General features: G+C 65.2%; 18 protein-coding genes and 4 pseudogenes. 12 read left to right on the top strand and 10 right to left on the bottom strand.

Translation table 11 applies throughout. The annotated features are described in order from the left end of the window. Positions 1-617 (top strand): polymorphic toxin-type HINT domain-containing protein (locus M2271_RS41870; protein WP_280892719.1); only part of this gene is annotated, 617 nt, incomplete at its 5' end. 1,058 nt (positions 618-1,675) lie between these two features. After that, a complete protein-coding gene (locus M2271_RS41865; RefSeq protein ID WP_280892718.1) occupies positions 1,676-2,362 on the top strand; it encodes a hypothetical protein in 687 nt (228 codons plus the stop codon). A gap of 224 nt (positions 2,363-2,586) precedes the next feature. Here the strand turns inward: M2271_RS41865 and M2271_RS41860 are convergent. Then, positions 2,587-3,234 (bottom strand): annotated as a pseudogene (locus M2271_RS41860) (replication initiator); the annotation flags it as partial. Between the two features lie 436 nt (positions 3,235-3,670). After that, positions 3,671-5,011 (bottom strand): tetratricopeptide repeat protein, encoded by a 1,341-nt coding sequence (locus M2271_RS41855; protein WP_280892717.1) that lies wholly within the window; start codon positions 5,009-5,011, stop codon positions 3,671-3,673. A gap of 150 nt (positions 5,012-5,161) precedes the next feature. Here M2271_RS41855 and M2271_RS41850 point away from each other — a divergent pair, with 150 nt between their 5' ends. The 4 genes from M2271_RS41850 to M2271_RS41835 all read left to right on the top strand — a co-directional run bounded on the left by M2271_RS41850 (position 5,162) and on the right by M2271_RS41835 (position 8,875). Beyond that, the gene (locus M2271_RS41850) at positions 5,162-5,386 is read left to right on the top strand and encodes a hypothetical protein (RefSeq protein WP_280892716.1); all 225 of its coding nucleotides are present in this window, start codon (positions 5,162-5,164) and stop codon (positions 5,384-5,386) included. Positions 5,387-5,859: 473 nt separating this feature from the next. After that, complete coding sequence (locus M2271_RS41845) at positions 5,860-7,332, top strand: asparagine synthase-related protein (RefSeq protein ID WP_280892715.1); 1,473 nt, start codon at positions 5,860-5,862, stop codon at positions 7,330-7,332. After that, positions 7,329-8,075: a class I SAM-dependent methyltransferase gene (locus M2271_RS41840; RefSeq protein ID WP_280892714.1), complete on the top strand. Its 747-nt coding sequence runs from the start codon at positions 7,329-7,331 to the stop codon at positions 8,073-8,075. Before M2271_RS41845 ends, M2271_RS41840 begins: the two co-directional genes overlap by 4 nt. Before the next feature lie 539 nt (positions 8,076-8,614). After that, entirely contained in the window at positions 8,615-8,875 is a 261-nt protein-coding gene (locus M2271_RS41835; RefSeq protein ID WP_280892713.1) for a hypothetical protein, read from the top strand. Positions 8,876-9,013: 138 nt separating this feature from the next. Here the strand turns inward: M2271_RS41835 and M2271_RS41830 are convergent, their stop codons facing one another. From M2271_RS41830 to M2271_RS41820, 3 genes and pseudogenes are all read right to left on the bottom strand, one after another. Further along, a complete protein-coding gene (locus tag M2271_RS41830) occupies positions 9,014-10,321 on the bottom strand; it encodes a site-specific integrase (RefSeq protein WP_280892712.1) in 1,308 nt (435 codons plus the stop codon). Continuing rightward, positions 10,321-10,545, bottom strand: coding sequence for a helix-turn-helix domain-containing protein (locus tag M2271_RS41825; RefSeq protein WP_280892711.1), 225 nt, complete (start codon positions 10,543-10,545; stop codon positions 10,321-10,323). Before M2271_RS41825 ends, M2271_RS41830 begins: the two co-directional genes overlap by 1 nt. Further along, positions 10,545-11,212: pseudogene (locus M2271_RS41820) on the bottom strand (replication initiator); the annotation flags it as partial. The gene M2271_RS41825 and the pseudogene M2271_RS41820, both read right to left, overlap by 1 nt. Before the next feature lie 345 nt (positions 11,213-11,557). On the opposite strand from M2271_RS41820, the gene M2271_RS41815 reads away from it, so the two are divergent. After that, entirely contained in the window at positions 11,558-11,905 is a 348-nt protein-coding gene (locus M2271_RS41815; RefSeq protein WP_280892710.1) for a hypothetical protein, read from the top strand. Positions 11,906-12,468: 563 nt separating this feature from the next. Here the strand turns inward: M2271_RS41815 and M2271_RS41810 are convergent. Then, positions 12,469-12,714: a hypothetical protein gene (locus tag M2271_RS41810; RefSeq protein ID WP_280892709.1), complete on the bottom strand. Its 246-nt coding sequence runs from the start codon at positions 12,712-12,714 to the stop codon at positions 12,469-12,471. Continuing rightward, positions 12,702-12,953 carry a hypothetical protein gene (locus M2271_RS41805; RefSeq protein ID WP_031123147.1) on the bottom strand — a complete coding sequence of 84 codons (252 nt, stop codon included), beginning with the start codon at positions 12,951-12,953 and terminating at the stop codon, positions 12,702-12,704. Before M2271_RS41805 ends, M2271_RS41810 begins: the two co-directional genes overlap by 13 nt. Before the next feature lie 246 nt (positions 12,954-13,199). Here M2271_RS41805 and M2271_RS41800 point away from each other — a divergent pair, with 246 nt between their 5' ends. From M2271_RS41800 to M2271_RS41785, 4 genes and pseudogenes are all read left to right on the top strand, one after another. Then, the gene (locus M2271_RS41800; protein ID WP_348539236.1) at positions 13,200-13,946 is read left to right on the top strand and encodes a helix-turn-helix domain-containing protein; all 747 of its coding nucleotides are present in this window, start codon (positions 13,200-13,202) and stop codon (positions 13,944-13,946) included. A gap of 2 nt (positions 13,947-13,948) precedes the next feature. Beyond that, positions 13,949-14,419: an NUDIX domain-containing protein gene (locus M2271_RS41795; RefSeq protein WP_280892708.1), complete on the top strand. Its 471-nt coding sequence runs from the start codon at positions 13,949-13,951 to the stop codon at positions 14,417-14,419. Between the two features lie 193 nt (positions 14,420-14,612). Then, complete coding sequence (locus tag M2271_RS41790; protein ID WP_280892707.1) at positions 14,613-14,924, top strand: hypothetical protein; 312 nt, start codon at positions 14,613-14,615, stop codon at positions 14,922-14,924. A gap of 396 nt (positions 14,925-15,320) precedes the next feature. Beyond that, a pseudogene (locus tag M2271_RS41785) lies at positions 15,321-15,878 on the top strand (site-specific integrase); the annotation flags it as partial. A gap of 115 nt (positions 15,879-15,993) precedes the next feature. Here M2271_RS41785 and M2271_RS41780 read toward each other — a convergent pair. Beyond that, the gene (locus M2271_RS41780; RefSeq protein ID WP_280892706.1) at positions 15,994-16,476 is read right to left on the bottom strand and encodes an SMI1/KNR4 family protein; all 483 of its coding nucleotides are present in this window, start codon (positions 16,474-16,476) and stop codon (positions 15,994-15,996) included. A gap of 25 nt (positions 16,477-16,501) precedes the next feature. Here M2271_RS41780 and M2271_RS41775 point away from each other — a divergent pair. Continuing rightward, positions 16,502-16,981, top strand: a pseudogene (locus M2271_RS41775) (site-specific integrase); the annotation flags it as partial. A 129-nt stretch (positions 16,982-17,110) separates the two neighbouring features. On the opposite strand, the gene M2271_RS41770 reads toward M2271_RS41775, so the two are convergent. Beyond that, a complete protein-coding gene (locus tag M2271_RS41770; protein ID WP_280892705.1) occupies positions 17,111-17,452 on the bottom strand; it encodes a hypothetical protein in 342 nt (113 codons plus the stop codon). 1 nt (position 17,453) lies between these two features. Next, positions 17,454-18,112: polymorphic toxin-type HINT domain-containing protein (locus M2271_RS41765; protein WP_280892704.1), on the bottom strand; the 659-nt coding region annotated here is incomplete at its 5' end.

Below are 18,112 nucleotides of genomic sequence, written 5' to 3'. Positions count from 1 at the left end.
GCGACGGCAAAAAGGGGACCCGGACAGCATCGGTCACCGCGACCGACGGACATCCCTTCTGGGTACCGGAACTCGGGGTATGGGTTCAGGCCACCGACCTTGAGTCGGGCGAATGGCTGAGCACCAGCGCGGGAACGCGGGTCCAGATCACTGCGGTCAAGCGGTGGACGGCGTCGACGGCCACGGTTCACAATCTGACCGTCAGCGACGTGCACACGTACTATGTGCTGGCGGGGCAGACGCCGGTCCTCGTTCACAATGCGGGAGGGCTTGACCCCAATGAGATCAATTTGTGGCGTGCGGTCACCTCAGCGGAGCTTGCCGACATTCACGGCACGCGCTCTTTCAGAAGCACCCAGGGCGTGAAGTACTTCTCCTACACGGAGCATGGAGCGGCTGAATATGCCCGACGATCGTATGCACTCCGAGGAGAGAAGGACGGCCCGTACACAATGATCCGCTCCGTTATCAATAAGGCTGACATTCCTGCCTCTGCGCAGATGCCTCACACGTCGGACGTCGTCGATGGCGGAGTTGCTCTCGAAGACGGTGTGCTTTCGAAGTTGGGGAGGCCGCGGATCATGACAGGTATGAGCACGGGAGTCGGGTGCCCGTGAAATATGTAATTGCTTCAACCTCGAAGATAAATGTCGACCGGTGTCGGGCGGCATTGGCGGGAATCGCTGGCGTTGAGTTCAGGGTTGGTTCTGTACCAGACACATGGCCTGGCTGTGATGCTGCAGTGGTGTGGTGGCCTCTGGCTCACGAGCAGTACGGCGGTATTCCAGAACCAGGGGTGGCTCAGGTTTTGTTCAATTCCCTAGGAGGTGACGCGCCAGAGGTCATCTTGGCGACGCCCTCCGGGCCGGGTATAACGTCAGGGGTCGGTCCGACGGATCCTGAAATTGAGGACTACACGTTCAGCTCTTTGGATGCGTGCATTCAGGAGTATTTGCGACTCTTTCCCGAGTGTTGCGATAAAGCGGTAATCCTCATTCACCTGGAGGCGTCGGGTATCAATAGGCGAGACATGAAGGCTCCCCTTCGGGGCATAGAGAGGTTCCTTCGTGTAGACAGGTGAAGTCAGCTACTGGGTGCTGAGCAGACCCGCTGGAGTGTGCTCAGCAAGGCTGTGATCGGGTCTCTCGTGGACTGGGCCAGAGAGCTGAACGCCTGAAGTCATATGCAGAGGCCCCGCCGGATCCGGCGGGGCCTCTGCATAGAGTGACGGCAGTAGTGGGTCTGTGTTGCGAACGGTAGAACCCGAACGTAGGCGGCCACGGCCTGGTCGGTGAATTCGGCCTCGGTGCCGAAGGACCTAATTCGCGTACGTCGAGCTGTTCGCCCCAGCCGAGTTCGCGGTCCCCGACCGCATCCGACGCGACCGTGACGGGGACCCGCGCGGCGGCGGCGCGTACGGCCTCAGTGACTACGGCGACAGTGGCGTACGACGGCGGGGGCTGGCTGGTGCCGCACTGACGAGGACTTACAAGTCCTTGAGGCGTGCCACAAAGGCAGCCGAGAGTGGTCTGCCGTTCCGCACTGTCCTTGCTCGGGATATTTGGGACTTGCGTGGAATAGGCCAGCGACAGTACGGCGACCCAGGTTACTTCAATTCGGGAATTCAGGGATTGCTCGCGTATTATCGAAAGGTAGGAATGATATAGCATTACAGGTGGCTGCGGCCCAGGATAATCTCCTGTGCCGCAGCTTCTCCTGGGCCGCCGAAGTCGGCGCGCGCCTTATGGGCAGTATGCCTGTGATCTGCTATGGTTCTAGAGTGCGCGATTCTACTGATTTCCTGCAGCGGATAGATGAAGATCAAGAGCTCCCGGAGCTCCTAGCGGACGCGTTTGAATTTGACGTCAGACGCAAGGGGGGTGGTGAATCTCCAAGGTTGGCTTCTGGGATTCCGCTCGAAGGTATTGCTGGAGATTTTACGGGTGGCATGTTCTACCTGTGTGGCATCGCAGGATCTCCCCGTTCCGTATTGTACGCAAGCTCTGAAGGCGATGCTGGAATTATCGCGACCGACTTGCGCGAGACACTCATGCTGGTGGTTGGATTTCCGTACTGGAGAGACTCCCTAAAGTATTCTGCGGGTGGGGACTTGAGTGCCATGAAATCGGCGACGGCTTTCCTCTGTCGCGACATGATGGCAGATCGTCCGGCGATAGAGGCTGAGCAATCGCGGGTTGCCGAGGCGCTCTGCGTGCCCCTCGAAACTCCCTCGGTATTGGTGGCCCGTCTTCATGCGGCCGTGAAGAGGGCAGGTCCAGATTTTGATTTTATTGATGACACTGGTGAGTATGGAAGCCTGTTTGGCGCATTTCCGCCTAGCCATAATCGGAGCTGGCAGTAGGTTACTTCCTTGAGGTTGTCGATGTTAATGGTTCTAATTCATCATTGAGCCAAATGCGGCGGATGCTGATTCGCGTGGGGCGGCCGTCGCTGAACCCAGGGAGTGTCAGGGGTTCGAGGGAATTAAAATTCCCCATCCGAATTCTGAAATAGTACAGAGGCCCCACCGGAATGTGCTTCCGGTGGGGCCTCTGGGGTGTCTGACGGCAGTAGTTGACGGCAGCGTCAGCGGACGAGGGCGGCGCAAGGTGGCTGTTCGTCGCCATCGGAGCTGGCCGTGTCGGTGATCCCACCACTGCTGAGCGCGGTGCTGAGGGTGTCGATGGCGTCGCGCTGGAGGCGGAGCCGGACGTGGGCGTAAAGGGTGGCGGTGACGCCGATGTGGGCGTGGGTCATGCCGAGCCGGGCGACGATCTCGCGGCGCAGGTAGGTGGTGAAGCGTGCCCACAAGGCTCCGGCGTGGGCGTTGAACAGGACCGCGCCCGCGTAGTCGTACGTCGCCGGGTTCAGCGGCGTCCCGATCAGGGCGTCCATGGGTTCGTGGAGCTTGCGGCAGCGGCAGGGCCGGATGTCGCCGCCGGGGTGGTGGGGCGGTTGTGGACGGGGCCGAAGGAGGGGGCGGTGAGGGTGGCGAAGACGAGGGTGGGTGCGGACGGTGTCGGGTACGTTCTTGCCGCCGGAGAGGCCGGCGCGGATGAGGTGGTAGGTGTCGGCGGCTTAGATGCGGGAGCAGGCTGGGCAGCGGGAGGCGCGGCGGTTGCCGCAGGTCGTGAGCAGGCCGCCCGTGGGTTCGCCGGACGTGGTGTAGGAGCGCAGCACCTCCCCGATCGTGGTGTCGACGGTGGTGCTCTGGCCGGTCAGGCGTACGGGTTTGGTGCAGCCGCCTCCTCAAGAGCGAGGGACTGATCTACGCCGTCAAGGGACGCGGCGTCTTCGTCCGCACCGCCCCCACACCCGGCAAGAACTACAGCTCCAAGGTCGTCCAGCACCTCCAGCGAGGAGACCGAACGTCAGGCCCGCAGTACCGCAGCGCCGCCAGGAAGACTGCGCCGCACGCCGCGCAGCGCCACGTCGGGCCGCCGCGGCCGGAAGCCGCGATCGTCTCTGCCAGGCGGGTCGTGCGCGAGGGCACGGCTGAGAAGCCCAGGCCACTGCCACCGGTCAGGTGGAACGGGCGGATGCCGTGACGGATCGAAATGGCGTGGCTGAGGCCGGCGCGGGTTGCTGGAGACACACGTGGCGGGAGATCTCTCGGCGCACCCGTCGTCGTGGCTGACTCTCTGTGGCTGAGCTTGAAACGGGGCGAAGATCAGGCGAACAGCGACGGTGGTGCGATTGTCCGTGCTCGCTCATACAGGTCGCGGGCCGCCGCGTTCTTCAGGTGAGGGCGCAAGAGGCCGAACATCGACTTCACGCGGTCGTCGGCGCGGCCGGACTGCACCTTGGGGTAGTCATCGAGAGCCTGGTGCCAGGTGGTGCAGGCCGCTTCCAGGTGGCCGAGTTCCAGCTGCCGCTCGGCCAACAGGCCACGACGGTGTACGCGGGTGCGCCGGTACACGCTGGGGCGGAGCCGGTCGGCTTGTTGCATGGCTTCGACGGCTCCGGTCTTGTCGCCGAGTTCGTAACGTACCTGGCTTACGTGGTAGTTGAGCGAAGAGGGGTCGTACGAGCCGAACGCCTTGCCACGCGACTCAGCACGATCCATGGCAGCCTCGGCCTCCCGGATGCAGCGCAGCGCGCCAGTACGGTCGCCGGTCTGTGCGGCGGCATGAGCCTGCTGACCGGAGAGGAAGGCCAGCATGCGGGGACCGGCCTTCGGGGAGGCGGCGGCAGCGGCATCGGCCAGCTCCATGGCCTTGGGCCCGTGGCGGAGGTCGACTGCCTGGACGCTCATCCCCCGCAGTGTGGTGCAGTACGTCAGGTGATCCTCGGCCGCGCCCGCCAGCTCCAGAGCTTTGACGTAGTAGCGCTGCGCGAGACCGTGCAGCCCTTCGTCCACGGCCATGTAGCCGGTCAGGTAGAGCAGATCGGAGGCGGCGGACAGCATCGCCTTGCGCACGTCCTCGGGTGCGTCGGCACGCAGGTAGGAGGCCACCGTGTTGACCATGAACGAGGCAGCCATGGGGCGTGCGTGGCGGCCGCCGAACTCGTCGTCCAGTTCTGAGACACGTTCGGTCATGGCGGTGACCATGTCCACTTCGTTCATGCCGATGCGTGTGGCGCGGCCGGACCGAATGGCATCGGCACGCCCGACCACATCAGGCCAGCCGGGAACGGTGACTGCCACGGAGAACAGGCCGGCACCCAGGACACTACGGCGGGACGGGTCCATATCCAGCCTCCCCAGATCGATCACCCCTTCCACGGTATCCGCAGCCGCGGAGGAGTGATCGCGTGGAACGGGCAGTCCGGCTTCGCCATGGGTGACCGGTCGACTGAGGCGGCGGGAGAGGGCTTCGAGGATGCATGCACGCACCGCACCGCGGGGGACCGTGCCGCTGAGCCAGTGGCTCACCGCTGACTCGTCGTAGCGCAGGGGAGTGCCGGTCTCGGTGCCGACGCGGTTCACCGCCCGCGCGAACTGACGGTGGGTCCAGCGGCTTTCGGCGAGCAGGCGCCCGAGTGCCACGTTCGGTTCACGCTTGGCCATGCCCTCAACTCCTGGCGCCTTTGCCAACTTTCAAGGCTTTCAAGTCCTGCTGCTGCGCAAACGGTACCGCTGTGCGTGGTCACACGGTTGCGTAGAGACAGCAGGGAAACGGCGAGACCTCGCCGCAACCGTCGTCTGAGGGACTGATGGATGAGAAGCGAAGCACGGGCCCGCGTGACCCGAATGGCCGAGGAGCTGGGCACGGACGGGGTGTTGAGGATCGACACCTACGAGGGCGTGGATCTGCCGCCAGGTTCGAATCGGTTCCCGCCATGCCGCTGCCCGCAGCACCGCCGCACCACGCCCGAGGATGAGGAGAAGTTGAGCGCCGCAGTACGCGAGGTCAACGAGCGCAGCCGTGGAGAGCGACTGTGAAGGGGCTGGCCGCAGTCGTCGGCCGCTACGCCGGACCGCTCCTGATCCTCACCATCTCGGGATCGGTCGGCTTCGTCCCGGGCATGGCCGCCGCATCCACACCCACCTGACTCCTCCCCGTCGCGCGTCCAGGCTCCCCGCCTGTGACGAGGGAGGGCCCACCGCTCGAAGCGGCGGGCACCCCGTCCGGCTGCCTTCTTCGCAAGGGTCCGGCAGCCGGACGGGTCCAACTCCGCAGCATCAGCCGCGGAGTCCACTGAAAACCGTAAGGGAGAAAGCGATGAACGTGGACGAACTGTTCACCGGCGACCTGATCACCGGCGTCCCGACCGTCGAGGCCGCGCTGTTCGACAAGATGCCGGGCGGCGGCGACAACAACGGCGACCACTGCAGCAAGTGATCCAGGGCTGACACCAGGCGGGGCGGGGCCGTGCGCGGCCCCGCCCCGCCGCACGACATCGGAAAGGGACGACATGCTGTCGATGCGTTTGCGCCTGACCGATCTCCAGGATCCCAAGTGGAGGTCGCAGGGCGGCCGTTGGATCAACGGCGAGAGTTGGATCGAACCCGTCAACGTGTCCACGCTGGTCATGGAGGTCAACGACGACCAGGCACCGCGCGTACGGGTCCGAGTGAAGGAGTGCAAGCGGGACGAGGCCGACTTCGTCGCACTCACCATGGAGCCCGGACAAGCCCGCCTGGCGGCAGGCGCCTTCGGCACAACTCCGCTCTACCTGTCAGAGAAGGCCGGCGAGCTGCACGCCTCATGGGACCTGGCAGTGCTGCGACCGTATATGCAGGCCGACCGCCTGGTGCCGCGCGTTGTCGCCCGAACGCTGACGAGGCAGCACCGCTACACGTCCGAGACGCTGTTCGAAGGCGTTTACCGCCTCACCGAGCGTGCATCGGCCACGTTCACCACCTCGGGACTCAGCATCCACTATCCGAAGCCTGCCGAACACGTCCTTGAGCCGCGTACGCTGCGGCCCGGTGTTGATCCACTCGCGGCTCTGGATGAGTTGCTGACCGACGTGATCCGCCAGGCGCCGACAGCAACTGGATGCGTGGGCGTCGAGCTGTCCGGCGGCGCGGACTCCGGGAATGTCGCCCTGGCTGTGAAGGCCGCTCGCTTCCCCGAGGTGCACAGCTTCGGCCTTTTGGTGGGAGGAGGCACCGGCAGGCAACAGAGCGAGCGGCGTCGGGCCTTTGCGGAGCACTGCGGCTTCCGGGACACGGCCACCCCCGCCATGCAGCACCCGCCCTTCTGCCTCGGAGGCGTACGCGCCCTGCGCAAGCCGCACGATCCGGCGGGAGCCTTCTACCAGGAGGCGTTCGACGTCGTACGCGAGCAGGCAGCCGCCCAGCGGTGCGAGGTCATGTTCACGGGCAGCGGTGGGGACGAGATCAACGCCCACCACTCCAGGACGCAAGCCGAACTGCCGACGCCGGAACCCGTGCCGTGGCTCGGCAGCAAGGCTGTCCGAGCGCTCGCCGAGGTGAACGAGCACCTGGCCCCTGTTCCGGTGCTGCCCGTGCCGACGCTGATGGGGTTCGGGATGCACAACCCCGGATTCCTCCGGGCGGGAGTCTGGCCGGTGAGCCCGCTCGTGCACCCGCGGATCGTGCGGTTCATGGAGCAGCTACCGCACGAGCACAAGCGCGGCAAGATGCTTTTCCGCGAGCGGATCCGGCGGGCCGGGCTGCCCGAGTGGGTGGCCGCGCCGGCCGAGCCGGAAAACTTCCTGGCTGTCCTGGAGAAGGGACTGCGGTCCTACGGTTTGCCCGTACTGGACGACATGCTGAAGGAGTCCATCCTGGTGGACCTCGGCTACGTTGACGGCAAGGCTCTCGCCAAGGCGGGGAGGAACGCCGACTCCGCGCCGGTCGTCCCCGACCTGCTGTGCGATGTGCTCGCCCTGGAGGTCGGACTGCGAAGCCTCATGTGACCAGCCCCAACACGGAAGCCGAGCACGTGGAAGCCACCAACCTCCTGTACCGCGATCCGGCACTTTACGACGTGGTCCAGTCCGACAGCACGAGCGCCGAGATGTGCCAGACCCTGACCGAATGCCACAGGCCGGACGCCCAAACCCTGGTCGACTTCGGATGCGGTACCGGCCGGGACCTGGAGATCCTGGCCAAGCGCTTCGAGTGCATCGGCGTGGACCTCCAGCCCGGCATGGTCGACTACGCCCACAAGGCCCGGCCGGGACTGGACATCCGCACCGGCGATATGCGCACAGTGCGACTCGGCAAGCGCATGGACGTGGTGACCTGCATGGGCAACAGCCTCGCCTACGTGCACGACAACAAGGCGATCAGCCAGGTCTTCGCCACCTTCGCGGCACATGCCCAGCCAGGAGCGCTGCTCGTGCTGTGTTCCCCCGTCGCCTCAATCACCCGGAGCGAGCCGACCACTGCCACGGTGGCCACTCCGAGAGGCCCCGCCACCGTCACCATCCGCCACACATGGGACTTGCGGACCCAGATCAACACCATGCATCGGCACTGGGTGCTCCCCTCGGGCGACGAGGCGCGAGACGAGATCCGCAGGCGCGTCCTGTTCCCCCGCGAGCTGGAACGCTACGCGGAGGGTGCCGGCTTCGATGTCCTGGACATGAGGGACGGCGCAGATGGAGGGCTCACCGGCCCAACCGCGTACACGGTGGCCCGACAAACTCCGCGGTGACCGGCGAGGCGAGAAATGGCACCAGTGCCAGCCGCCCGACTCCTGACGGCAGTAGCGACGGCAACACCCACGGATTCCCCCGCACAACCACGGACACCAGCGGAACCCGAAACCACCGCTGATCTGCGAATACGCAGATAGAGAGAGGCCGCGCAGCACACGTACTATGTGCTGGCGGGGGCCACTCCGGTACTCGTCCATAACTGCAATGGGACAATCGACCCCAAGCTGGTGAGATTCTCGCAGGATACGGTTAGCCCGCGCTTCAGTAGTGGCGAGACGATTGAGCAAACTGCGGCCGGTTTGCGTTCGGGCTACGTAAAGCCGGAGGATTTGCCGACTATGCGTCTCCACTACAAGAACGGGAACCTCCATACGCTTGACAATCGGCGTCTGGTTGCCTTCCAAAAGGCTGGTATTCAGATGCCCTTCAGGATGGCCACCCCTGAAGAAGTTGCAGCTGAATCCTGGAAGTTCACAACAGGAAACGAAGAGAGGTCGATTGTGATCAATCACTTCGACCCAGTGGAGTGGGCCCCATGAACTGGCCTGATGCGCAGCTGAATGAGATCAATTCGAGGGATGATCTTGCCGCATACTTGCGGGATCTGGCAAAGACTGTCAGTGACGGGCGTATTGCGTTGGAGAATCCTTTGACTGAGGATTTTGTAGATGCTTCTGCCCGCTGGACAAAGGCGATGGACGGGTTCTTTAAGAATGTCATTGAAGAACCAGTTCCCGATTCTCCGAGCTGGGCAATGATCGCAGCAATATTCCGCGCTGCCGTAACCTACGAGTAGGTCGCAAAGATAGGGGCCCTTCGAGAATTATTTTCTCGAAACGGCTGGCGGAATCTTCCCCACTGACCCCAGAGGCCCCACCGGATTTGCTTCCAGTGGGGCCTTCGGGGTGTCTGACGGCAGTAGTTGACGGCAACGTCAGCGGACGTGGACCGCGCAGAGTGGTGGTTCGTCTCCGTCGTCGGGCTTGCTGGTGATATCGGCGGGGTTGCGGAGGGCGTGGCCGAGGAGGTCGATGGCGTCGCGCTGGAGGCGGAGCCGGACGTGGGCGTAGACGGTGGAGGTGACGCCGATCTGTGCGTGCCCCAACAGCTCCTTGATCACCACGAGTTCCACCCCCTGCTCCAGGAGGAGCGTCGCCGCCGAGTGTCGGAGGTCGTGGAACCGGATGCGGCGGAGCCTGGCCTGGTGGAGCAGGGTGTTGAAGTGCCGGGTGAGGGTTGCCCCTTCGATCGGGGCGCCGTCGGGGCGGGTGAACACGTAGCCGTTGTCCTTCCAGCCCGTCCCTGCTGCCTCGCGTTCCTTGAGTTGTCGGTCGCGGTGCTGTTCGAGGCAGCGCAGGCATGGTGTCGGCAGGGCGATGCGCCGTTCGGAGCTCTTGGTCCTGGTCGGTAGGGCAGTCAGGCCGCCGGAGTTGGTGCGCTGGCGCGTGCGTCGGATGCTGGCGGTTCCGCCGGCGAGGTCGAGGTCTTCCCAGCACAGTCCGAGGAGTTCGCCCTTGCGGAGGCCGGTGTGCAGAGCGAGTTCGAACAGCGCCTGCAATCGGTGCCCGTTGGTGACGGCGAGGAACTTGCGCGCTTCGTCGACAGTAAGGGGTTCGAAGCGGCGGGGCCGGGGTGTGCCGGTGCGGACGTTGCGGGCGACGTTGCGCGGGATCTCCTCCTCGCGGACGGCGTGCTCCAGGGCGGACTTGAGTACGGAGTGCACGTAGGCCAGGGTCAGGGGCGAGAGCCGCTTGGAGCAGCACTTTCCGGCGGCGCAGCAGCGGGGCTGGTCGCGGACGGTGTCGAGGCCGCGCGTGCAGCACTGGCAGGTGGTGCGGAGCTGGTTGAGCCAGGTGCGGACGTCCTTGGCGGTGAGCTTGACGAGCTTCTTCCGTCCGAGGCCAGGGATGAGGTAAAGCCGGGCGACGGCGGTGTAACGGGTGTGGGTGTTCTCGCGGAGCTGGTGGACGGTGACGTTCTCCAGCCAGTACGTCAGGTACGCAGCCAGGCTGCCCTGCGCGGATGGAACGGGGACGCCGCAGTTACTGGCTGCGATCTTCTCGGTGAGCTTGGCCAGCGCGTCTTTACGGGTGGTGCCGTAGACGCGGACCCTCTTGCGGGTATTGCCCCGAGCGAGGACGTATCCGGCGGCTTCCCAGCGGCTGTCCTTGCGCTGGTAGACGGTTCCGTCGCCGTTGGCTCGGTTGCGGCAGGAGGCTGGGGTGTCGCGGGGTGTGGTCATCAGGCGGCTTCCTGTTCCAGGAGGGTGCGGATGAAGTCGGTGAGCGCGTGGGCGGGGATGCGGCGGGCGCGGCCGAGGGTGATCGAGGCGAGCTGGCCGGAGCGCAGCAGGTCGTAGACGGCGGAGCGGCCGAGCTGAAGGCGAGTCATCACCTGGGGTACCGTCAGCAGATCCAGCGCCGGGGCCGGTTCCGCGTGGAGGACAGCGAGCGGGGGCAAGACCATCAGCAGCCCCCCTCGGCCGCGAACTGCCGTTCCAGTTCCTTGCGATGCCAGACGTCGGCTGCGAGGAGTGCGGCGCCGGGGCTGTAGCCCGAGCCGAGGTAGTCCCAGTGGCCGACGACGAGGGTGGTCGTCGAGTCGGACTCGGGCAGGCCGGCGTGGGTGCGGGCCTGTTCGGTGCGCCAGGCGCGGCGGGCGTCGCGCAGCGCGCCCAGGGTGGTGGAGTAGCGGCGGGACTTGGTGGAGAAGTGGCCCCGGAAGCCGAGCATGTGAGCCCACTTCCGGAGCTTGAGGTGGGCGAACTCCGGTAGCTTGCCCAGCTCCCAACAGGGGAGCGGCGTCCCGTGGGGCCGGAGGGTAGCGCCGCGTCCCTGGCAGGGGCGGCAGAACAGGGTGCGGTCGAGGGTGCCGGAGGCGTCGGCGGACTTGGTGGTGTACTTCGCCACGTAGGCGGCCACGGCCTGGTCGGTGAATTCGGCACCGGTGCCGAAGGCCGTGATCTCGCGCACGTCGAGCTGCTCGCCTCAGCCGAGTTCGCGTTCCCCGACCGCATCCGACTCGACCGTGACGCGGACCCGCGCGGAGGCGGCGCGTACGGCGACAGTGACGTACGACGGCGGGGCTGGCTGGTGCCGTCCGGGCCGTCGAGTCGGATGACGGCGTGGAAGTGGCAGGAGGGGCTGGTCCACTCGCAACTCGGCCGGGGCAGCTTCGTCAGCATGTCCGCGAACGGAGGCGCCGAGCCGACCGACAGTGAGCACGACGAGGCTGAAACCGGAGAGCCGGACTGGCCGGTTGATGCCATCCGTAACGAAGACGGCCGGCCTCCGTACGTTCAGGTGGCCGACGCCCTCCACCGAGAGATCACGGAAGGCGTCTACCCCCGGGTTCTCAACTGCCCCCCGCCCCCGAGATCCAAGAGCGGTTCCAAGTCGCCAACTCCACCGCCCAGAACGCCTGCCGGAGACTCAAGCAGGCAGGACTTGTGTACGCGGTCAAGGGGCGCGGCGTCTTCGTGCGCCGGGAGCCGGAGCCGGGCAAGTACCACGGGCCGATCACGAACTACCTGCTGAGGGAGGAGATCGACCGAGAGGCCCGTGCGGCTGCTGCAGAGTTCGCCGACCTCAGCGATGACGAGCTGCTGGCACGGGAAACGGAGCTCGACCAGAGATGGGTCACGGTCCGTGAGGAGCACCAGAGGCTCTTCGATGAGCGCCGCAAGGTCAAACGCGAGAAGAGCCGACGAGGCCTCTTCCTGCCACCCCTCCACGACGACGAGACCGATACGGACGCGTCGCCGAGCGAGAAGCTGGAAGCCGCGCTGGCCGCCTCGAAGAAGAAGCGGCAACAACGCCGCCCCTGAGCAGCACCTCAGCGGGACGGGGCGACCGGGCAGAGCTGTTCAGAGCTTCTTTACTTGATCAAGGGCGTTCCGCTGACGCGGGCCGCCGCGCGCCGGCGGTCGGTGACCGCCGCCCGCTCCTGTCTGCCGCCCCGCTGGCGACGGCCGCCGACCACTCGGCGCGCAGAGCCCGGGAGCGTAGGCCAGACCACCATTGGGAAGCCCCGGTCCGACCGCTCAGCAGCAGACTGGCCGGGCACCTGAGAGGCTGCCCGGCGGGCTCGCGCCGTCCCGGACACCCATGCTTGCTGCCTGGCTGGGGGCCGTGACGATGGAGACAACGGGGCTGATGCCGGTGCGGGGTTGAGCGAGACACACGTGACGGGTGATCGGTCGGCGCGCCCGCCGTCGTGGCTGACTTTCTGTGGCTGCGGCCAGAACCTCATGACCATGGGCACGCCACGCGCGTGAGGGCCCGACCCTGCCGGGGCTGACGAGGACGGGGGAGCCTCGATCGGTCGTGTCCGGCAGGGACGGGAGTCGGGTGGGTCAGCGCGGTGCGGTTCCTGGGCGAGCGAGGCGGGTCACGTCTGGCGCCAGGTCCGCCAGGGACGGGTGATGATCTCCCGGTAGGTGTGGTGGGACGGGTTCTGGCCGCTGTGCCGCAGCACCCAGTCCTGCGGTCCGGCGAAGTCCTCGCTCGTCGGTGAGGTCTCTCCGTCCACCGCGCACCGCATCGCGTAAAAGACCGGCTCCGCGTCCGGCTCGCGGTCGGGCCGGAGCGTCCAGGTCTCGTAGCGCAGGACCGAGCGAGGAGTCACCGTCCCCACCTCCGATTGGCCACGGCCACCTTCGCGCTCAACTCCTCCGTCGGAGTCGGCGTACGTACGTCCTCGGGCGGCACGTCCCACTCCCGACCACCGCACGGCGGCCGAAGCTGCACATACGTCCCCACATGCCCCATCACCACGCCCACCTTGCCGCTCCGCCGGTCGACCACCAGGGCGCCGGCATCGGGCGAGACGGTGTGCCCGTCGGCATCAGGGGTGGGGGCCGTCATCGTGACCACCCCGGCGAGGCGGCGCGCGACCTGGCGTCCAGTCGCAGGGCGGGAACACATGGGGTGGCGCTCATTCGCACGGTGACGCTCCTCGGCGGCGTTGATGCGTGCCCCTGGGCCTGTTGGTGCCGCAGGATCGGCACCGATCCTCACGCCGGTCACCGGGACGAAGGAACCTCCACCAAACCCCACTTCGGGACGTCCTACACCCTGTAGAACGTCCCTAATGCCGTCCTGAGACGAAGGGGGAGACTCGTGCCGAACGGGAGACTACGAGCCGTCATGGCGGCGGGAGGCTGGACGTACGCCGCACTCGCTCAGCAGATCGAGGTCGACCCCAAGTCGGTCGAGCGCTGGGTGAACCGCGGGCGCACCCCACGCCGTGCCGCCGCCCTACAGGCGGCCAAGGCCCTGGGAGAAGACGTGCACGCACTCTGGCCGGCGCTGCGCCAGGCCCGCCCCGCCCGCGCCATCAGCCCTGAGTTGGTGGCGCTCTACGAGCAGCGGGCCGACATCCCCGTCTCGGCGTTCACCGACCTGATGGCCCAAGCCCGGGAACGGATCGACATCCTCGTCTACGCCGCCGTCTTCCTCCACGAGGCGTACCCGAGGCTGAACGAACTCCTCACCGAACGCACCGCCGAAGGCTGCATCGTCCGCATCGCGATCGGGGACGCCGACAGCGACAACGTCCAAGCCCGCGGCCAGGAAGAGCGATTCGGCCACGGCATCGAATCCCGCTGCCGCCTCGCCCTCATGCACTACAAGCCGCTCGCCGACACCCCCGGCATCGAAGTCCGCACCCACGCCACCACGCTCTACAACTCCCTCTACCGCGCCGACGACCAGCAACTCGTCAACGCCCACGTCTGGGGCGTCAACGCCTACCGCGCCCCCGTCTGGCATCTTCGCCGACACGAGGAGAGCGGAGTGTTCGACACCTACGCCGAGAGCTTCGACGCCGTGTGGTCGACAGCAACTCCCGTACGAGAGGAAGGTTGACCGTGGCCCGCACCGAGTACTACGACGACCCGAACGCGCCCAAGCCGAACAGCATGGTCGTCGCCGCATCCGCCGTCGTCACCGACGATCACGGGCGCATCCTCCTCCAGCGCCGCCGCGACAACGACCTGTGGGCCCTGCCCGGAGGCGGCATGGACCTCACCGATTCCCTGCCAGGTACGGCCGTCCGTGAAGTCAAGGAAGAGACCGGCCTCGACGTCGAGATCACCGGCCTGGTCGGCACCTACACCGACCCGAAACACATCATCGCCTACACCGACGGCGAGGTGCGCCGCCAGTTCAACGTCTGCTTCACCGCCCGCATCACCGGCGGCCAACTGGCAATCTCCGACGAGTCCACCGAACTCCGATTCGTACCGCCCGAAGAGATCGAGCAATTGCCCATGCACCACACCCAACGACTCAGGCTCCAACACTTCCTGGAACAGCGCGAGCAGCCGTACCTGGGCTGAACCGCCTGACGGCAGTAGCGACGGCAAAAACCCCGCAAAACCACGGACACCCACGCACCTCACCGGACCAGCAAACTGCGCTTGACCTGCGAAAAAGCAGGTCAAAGGCTTCGCTTAGCACACGCACTATGTACTCGCCGGTGCCACGCCGGTATTGGTCCACAAATGCAACGGGACAATTGACCCGAAGCTGGTGAGGTTCTCGCAGGATACGGTCAGCCCGCGCTTTAGCAGCGGTGAGACAATCGAGCAGACGGCGGCCGGATTGCGATCGGGCTATACCAAGGTGGAGGACCTGCCGACCGTGCGACTTCAGTACAAGGATGGGAATCTCCACTCGCTCGACAATCGGCGCCTGGTTGCCTTCCAGAAGGCTGGAATTCAGATGCCATTTAGGATGGCATCTCCTGAAGAAATCGCAGGGGAATCTTGGAAGTTCACGACAGAAAATGAAGGGCGGTCGATCCTGATTAACTACTTCGATCCTGTGGAGTGGGCGCCGTGAGCTGGCCAGATGCTGCACTGAACGACGTCAACACAAGAGAAGACCTTGCAAGTTACTTGCAAGACCTGGCGAGACAAATTCGCACCGAAGAGGTCTCGCTTGAAAATCCCTCGACTCCAGACTTCGTAGATGCTTCTGCGCGCTGGACGAAGTCGATGGGGGGGTTCTTTAAGAATGTCATCGGAGAGCCTGTTCCCGAATCTCCGAGCTGGGCGATGATTGCGGCAATATTTCGCGCTGCCGTAACGTACGAATAGCATCGCTAAGGTAGGGCGAATCGAGAATTGGATTCTCGAAACTTCTTGCGGAATTTTCTCTGCTGACCTCAGAGGCCCACCGGATTTGTTTCCGGTGGGGCCTCTGAGGTGTCGGACGGCAGTGATTGACCAGGGCCCGGGCGAACTCCTCGGACTGCGCTGGGAAGATCTCGACCTGGTCGGCGGAATCGCCGGCATCCGCCGCACCCTCCAGCGCACCAACAGCAGCGGCCTGACTGCCCTACCGACGAAGACGCAAAGCTCGGAGCGGCGGATCGCACTGCCCACGCCGTGCCTGCGCTCTCTCGAACAGCACCTCAGCCGACAACTCCAGGAACGCGAAGCGGCAGACGAAAGCTGGCAGAACAGCGGCTACGTCTTCACCCGGCCCAACGGTGCCCCAATCGAAGGAACCACGCTCACCCGGCACTTCACCGCCCTGCTCCGTCGTGCCAGGCTCCGCCGCATCCGCTTCCACGACCTCCGGCACTCGACCGCCACCCTGCTCCTGGAACAGGGCGTCGAACTCGTCGTCATCAAGGAACTCCTCGGCCACGCCCACATCGGCGTCACCGCCGGCGCCTACGCCCACGTACGCCTCCGCCTCCAGCGCCAGGCCATCGACACCCTCGGCAACGCGCTCAGCCCCACCGACGACGGCCCTGACGCCCCACCCGCCGCAGCCGTCGTCCGCTGACGTTGCCGTCAGCGTTGCCGTCAAACGAAACAAGGTCCCCTCCGCACCACTGCGCGGAGGGGACCTTGTTTCTGTCCCCGAGACCCTGAACTCTCCATATGGAGAGGACGCGACCCTAAATCGGTGGACTACAGGGAACCAGTCGAGACAAGAACTCCTCGAACGATCCCGCTACTGTACGAGGAACGCGATCTTCGTCGATGTAGGCGACAGAAGGCTCGCCATTCGGGCCGGACTCGGAATAGTCGAGCATTACCGCATCATGCCCACCTGAGGGCATATCGCAGATGGCCACGCCAATTTCCGGGTACCCCCACTCTGCGATCAGGTCAGCGCTCCCCAAGCCAGAGAGGGAATCAATCCCCCATTTCCCTCCAATTCCGAGAAGTGCGCGAATCTCGAAATGGTCAGCAGCCCAGGACGTAGCGAACTCGGTAGGGTAACGGCGGCGCTTCAACACCCCGCCGTTCTTTTCCGATAGCACGGCTGCGTAGCTTGACGGAAGCTGCAGGCCCAGGGCCTGCTGAGCCCTACTGATCATGTCAGCGCTCAGTGGTGGACCCGTGTAGAAGTCCCCATCCTCAAATAGTTCATTCATCACTACCTCCCTCCCAAGAATCCACCTCGACGCGGGCACCGCCGCCATCCGCCGCACACTTCAGCGCACCAGCACCGGCGGACTCACCACGCTGCCCACCAAAACGCGCGCCTCCGAGCGCCGCGTCGCCCTTCCCACCCGTTGCCTCCATTCGCTGAAGCTCCACCACGAGCAGCAGAAGCGCGAGCGTGAGGCTGCGGGCACCATGTGGCAGCGCGACGAGCACGTGTTCACCACTGCGCAGAGCACACCGATCGACCCGACCAACCTCACCCGCAACTTCACCGTGCTTCTCCGCAAGGCCGGCCTTCGCCGCATCCGCTTCCACGACCTCCGGCACTCCATCGCGACCCTGCTCCTGGAACAGGGCGTCGAACTCGTCGTCATCAAGGAACTCCTCGGCCACGCCCACATCGGCGTCACCGCCACCGTCTACGCCCACGTCCGACTCCGCCTCCAGCGCGATGCCATTGACCTCCTCGGCCGCGCCCTCGACCACCCCTGACATACGTACGGCAACGGCGGCGGACACCTGGTGTCCGCCGCCGTTGCCGTCAACTACTGCCGTCAAACGGCAAATCAGCCCCGCCGAGCGCAGCTCGACGGGGCCTATATTTGCGATCGCTAGCGTCACTCAGCGTGGCAGCTGAGACAACATCTGCGCGAGGCTGTCCGAGAACTCAGACATGTGCGATTCGGCGCTATATCTGACGGTGCAGGCGGCAGAGACCAGCTCCAGCGCCGAATAATCACCACTCGAAAGCATCCTCGCGCACATCCCTAGGGGGACTACGAAATCTGCTTGCGCATCATCCGATAGCGAATCGAGCATGTCGTCTTCCCCTGCGAGAACCAGCTCCACGATCGAACTCAACACTCCCACCACCCTTGGAGCATCTACTCCATGGGCGAGCTCAATCATGTCTTCATATTCGGCAAACCCGAATCGATTAACCTGGAGGTGCTCTCTGGCCACATCAACCACCTTCGAAACTGATTCCCTGATGCTGCAGCCTGGGCTGACAGACCAACGCACATGGACTGGCAGGCGTGCCGTGCGCGCCACCGGGCGGAGAATTCAATCCCCGCACCTTTACCACTTCGAACGATCCCCCTCGGATCCCGGCCGCACCCTCGGCCGCCTCCGCCTGGATGAGGCACATCGTTTCAGCACATCCCGCATGGTAGCGACCCCCCTCAGGCGCGAACTGCCGCACGAGAGAATCCACCTCTCCACCGGGAGCTGGCGTCAGGTCATGACCCGAGTGACCAAAATAGGTTCGCCCTGACGGTGATGTGTATTTCGCCGCAAAGAAGGGGCCATCCGTTTTATTGAAGCCAGCACGCAGGCTGTCGGCATAGTCACCCAGGTTGCAGTTGTGAACGAGTACCGGAGTGGCCCCCGCCAGCACATAGTACGTGTGCACGTCGCTGACGGTCAGATTGTGAACGGTGGCCGTCGACGCCGTCCAGCGCTTGACCGCAGTGATCTGGACCCGCGTTCCCGCGCTGGTGCTCAGCCATTCGCCCGACTCAAGGTCGGTGGCCTGAACCCATACCTTGAGTTCCGGTACCCAGAAGGGATGTCCGTCGGTCGCGGTGACCGATGCTGTCCGGGTCCCCTTTTTGCCGTCGA

The sequence above is a fragment of the Streptomyces sp. LBL genome (genome assembly GCF_029893585.1).
Lineage (GTDB): Bacteria > Actinomycetota > Actinomycetes > Streptomycetales > Streptomycetaceae > Streptomyces.
Note: the sequence above shows the minus strand (reverse complement) of the source record. Positions and strands in the feature narration are given on the sequence as shown.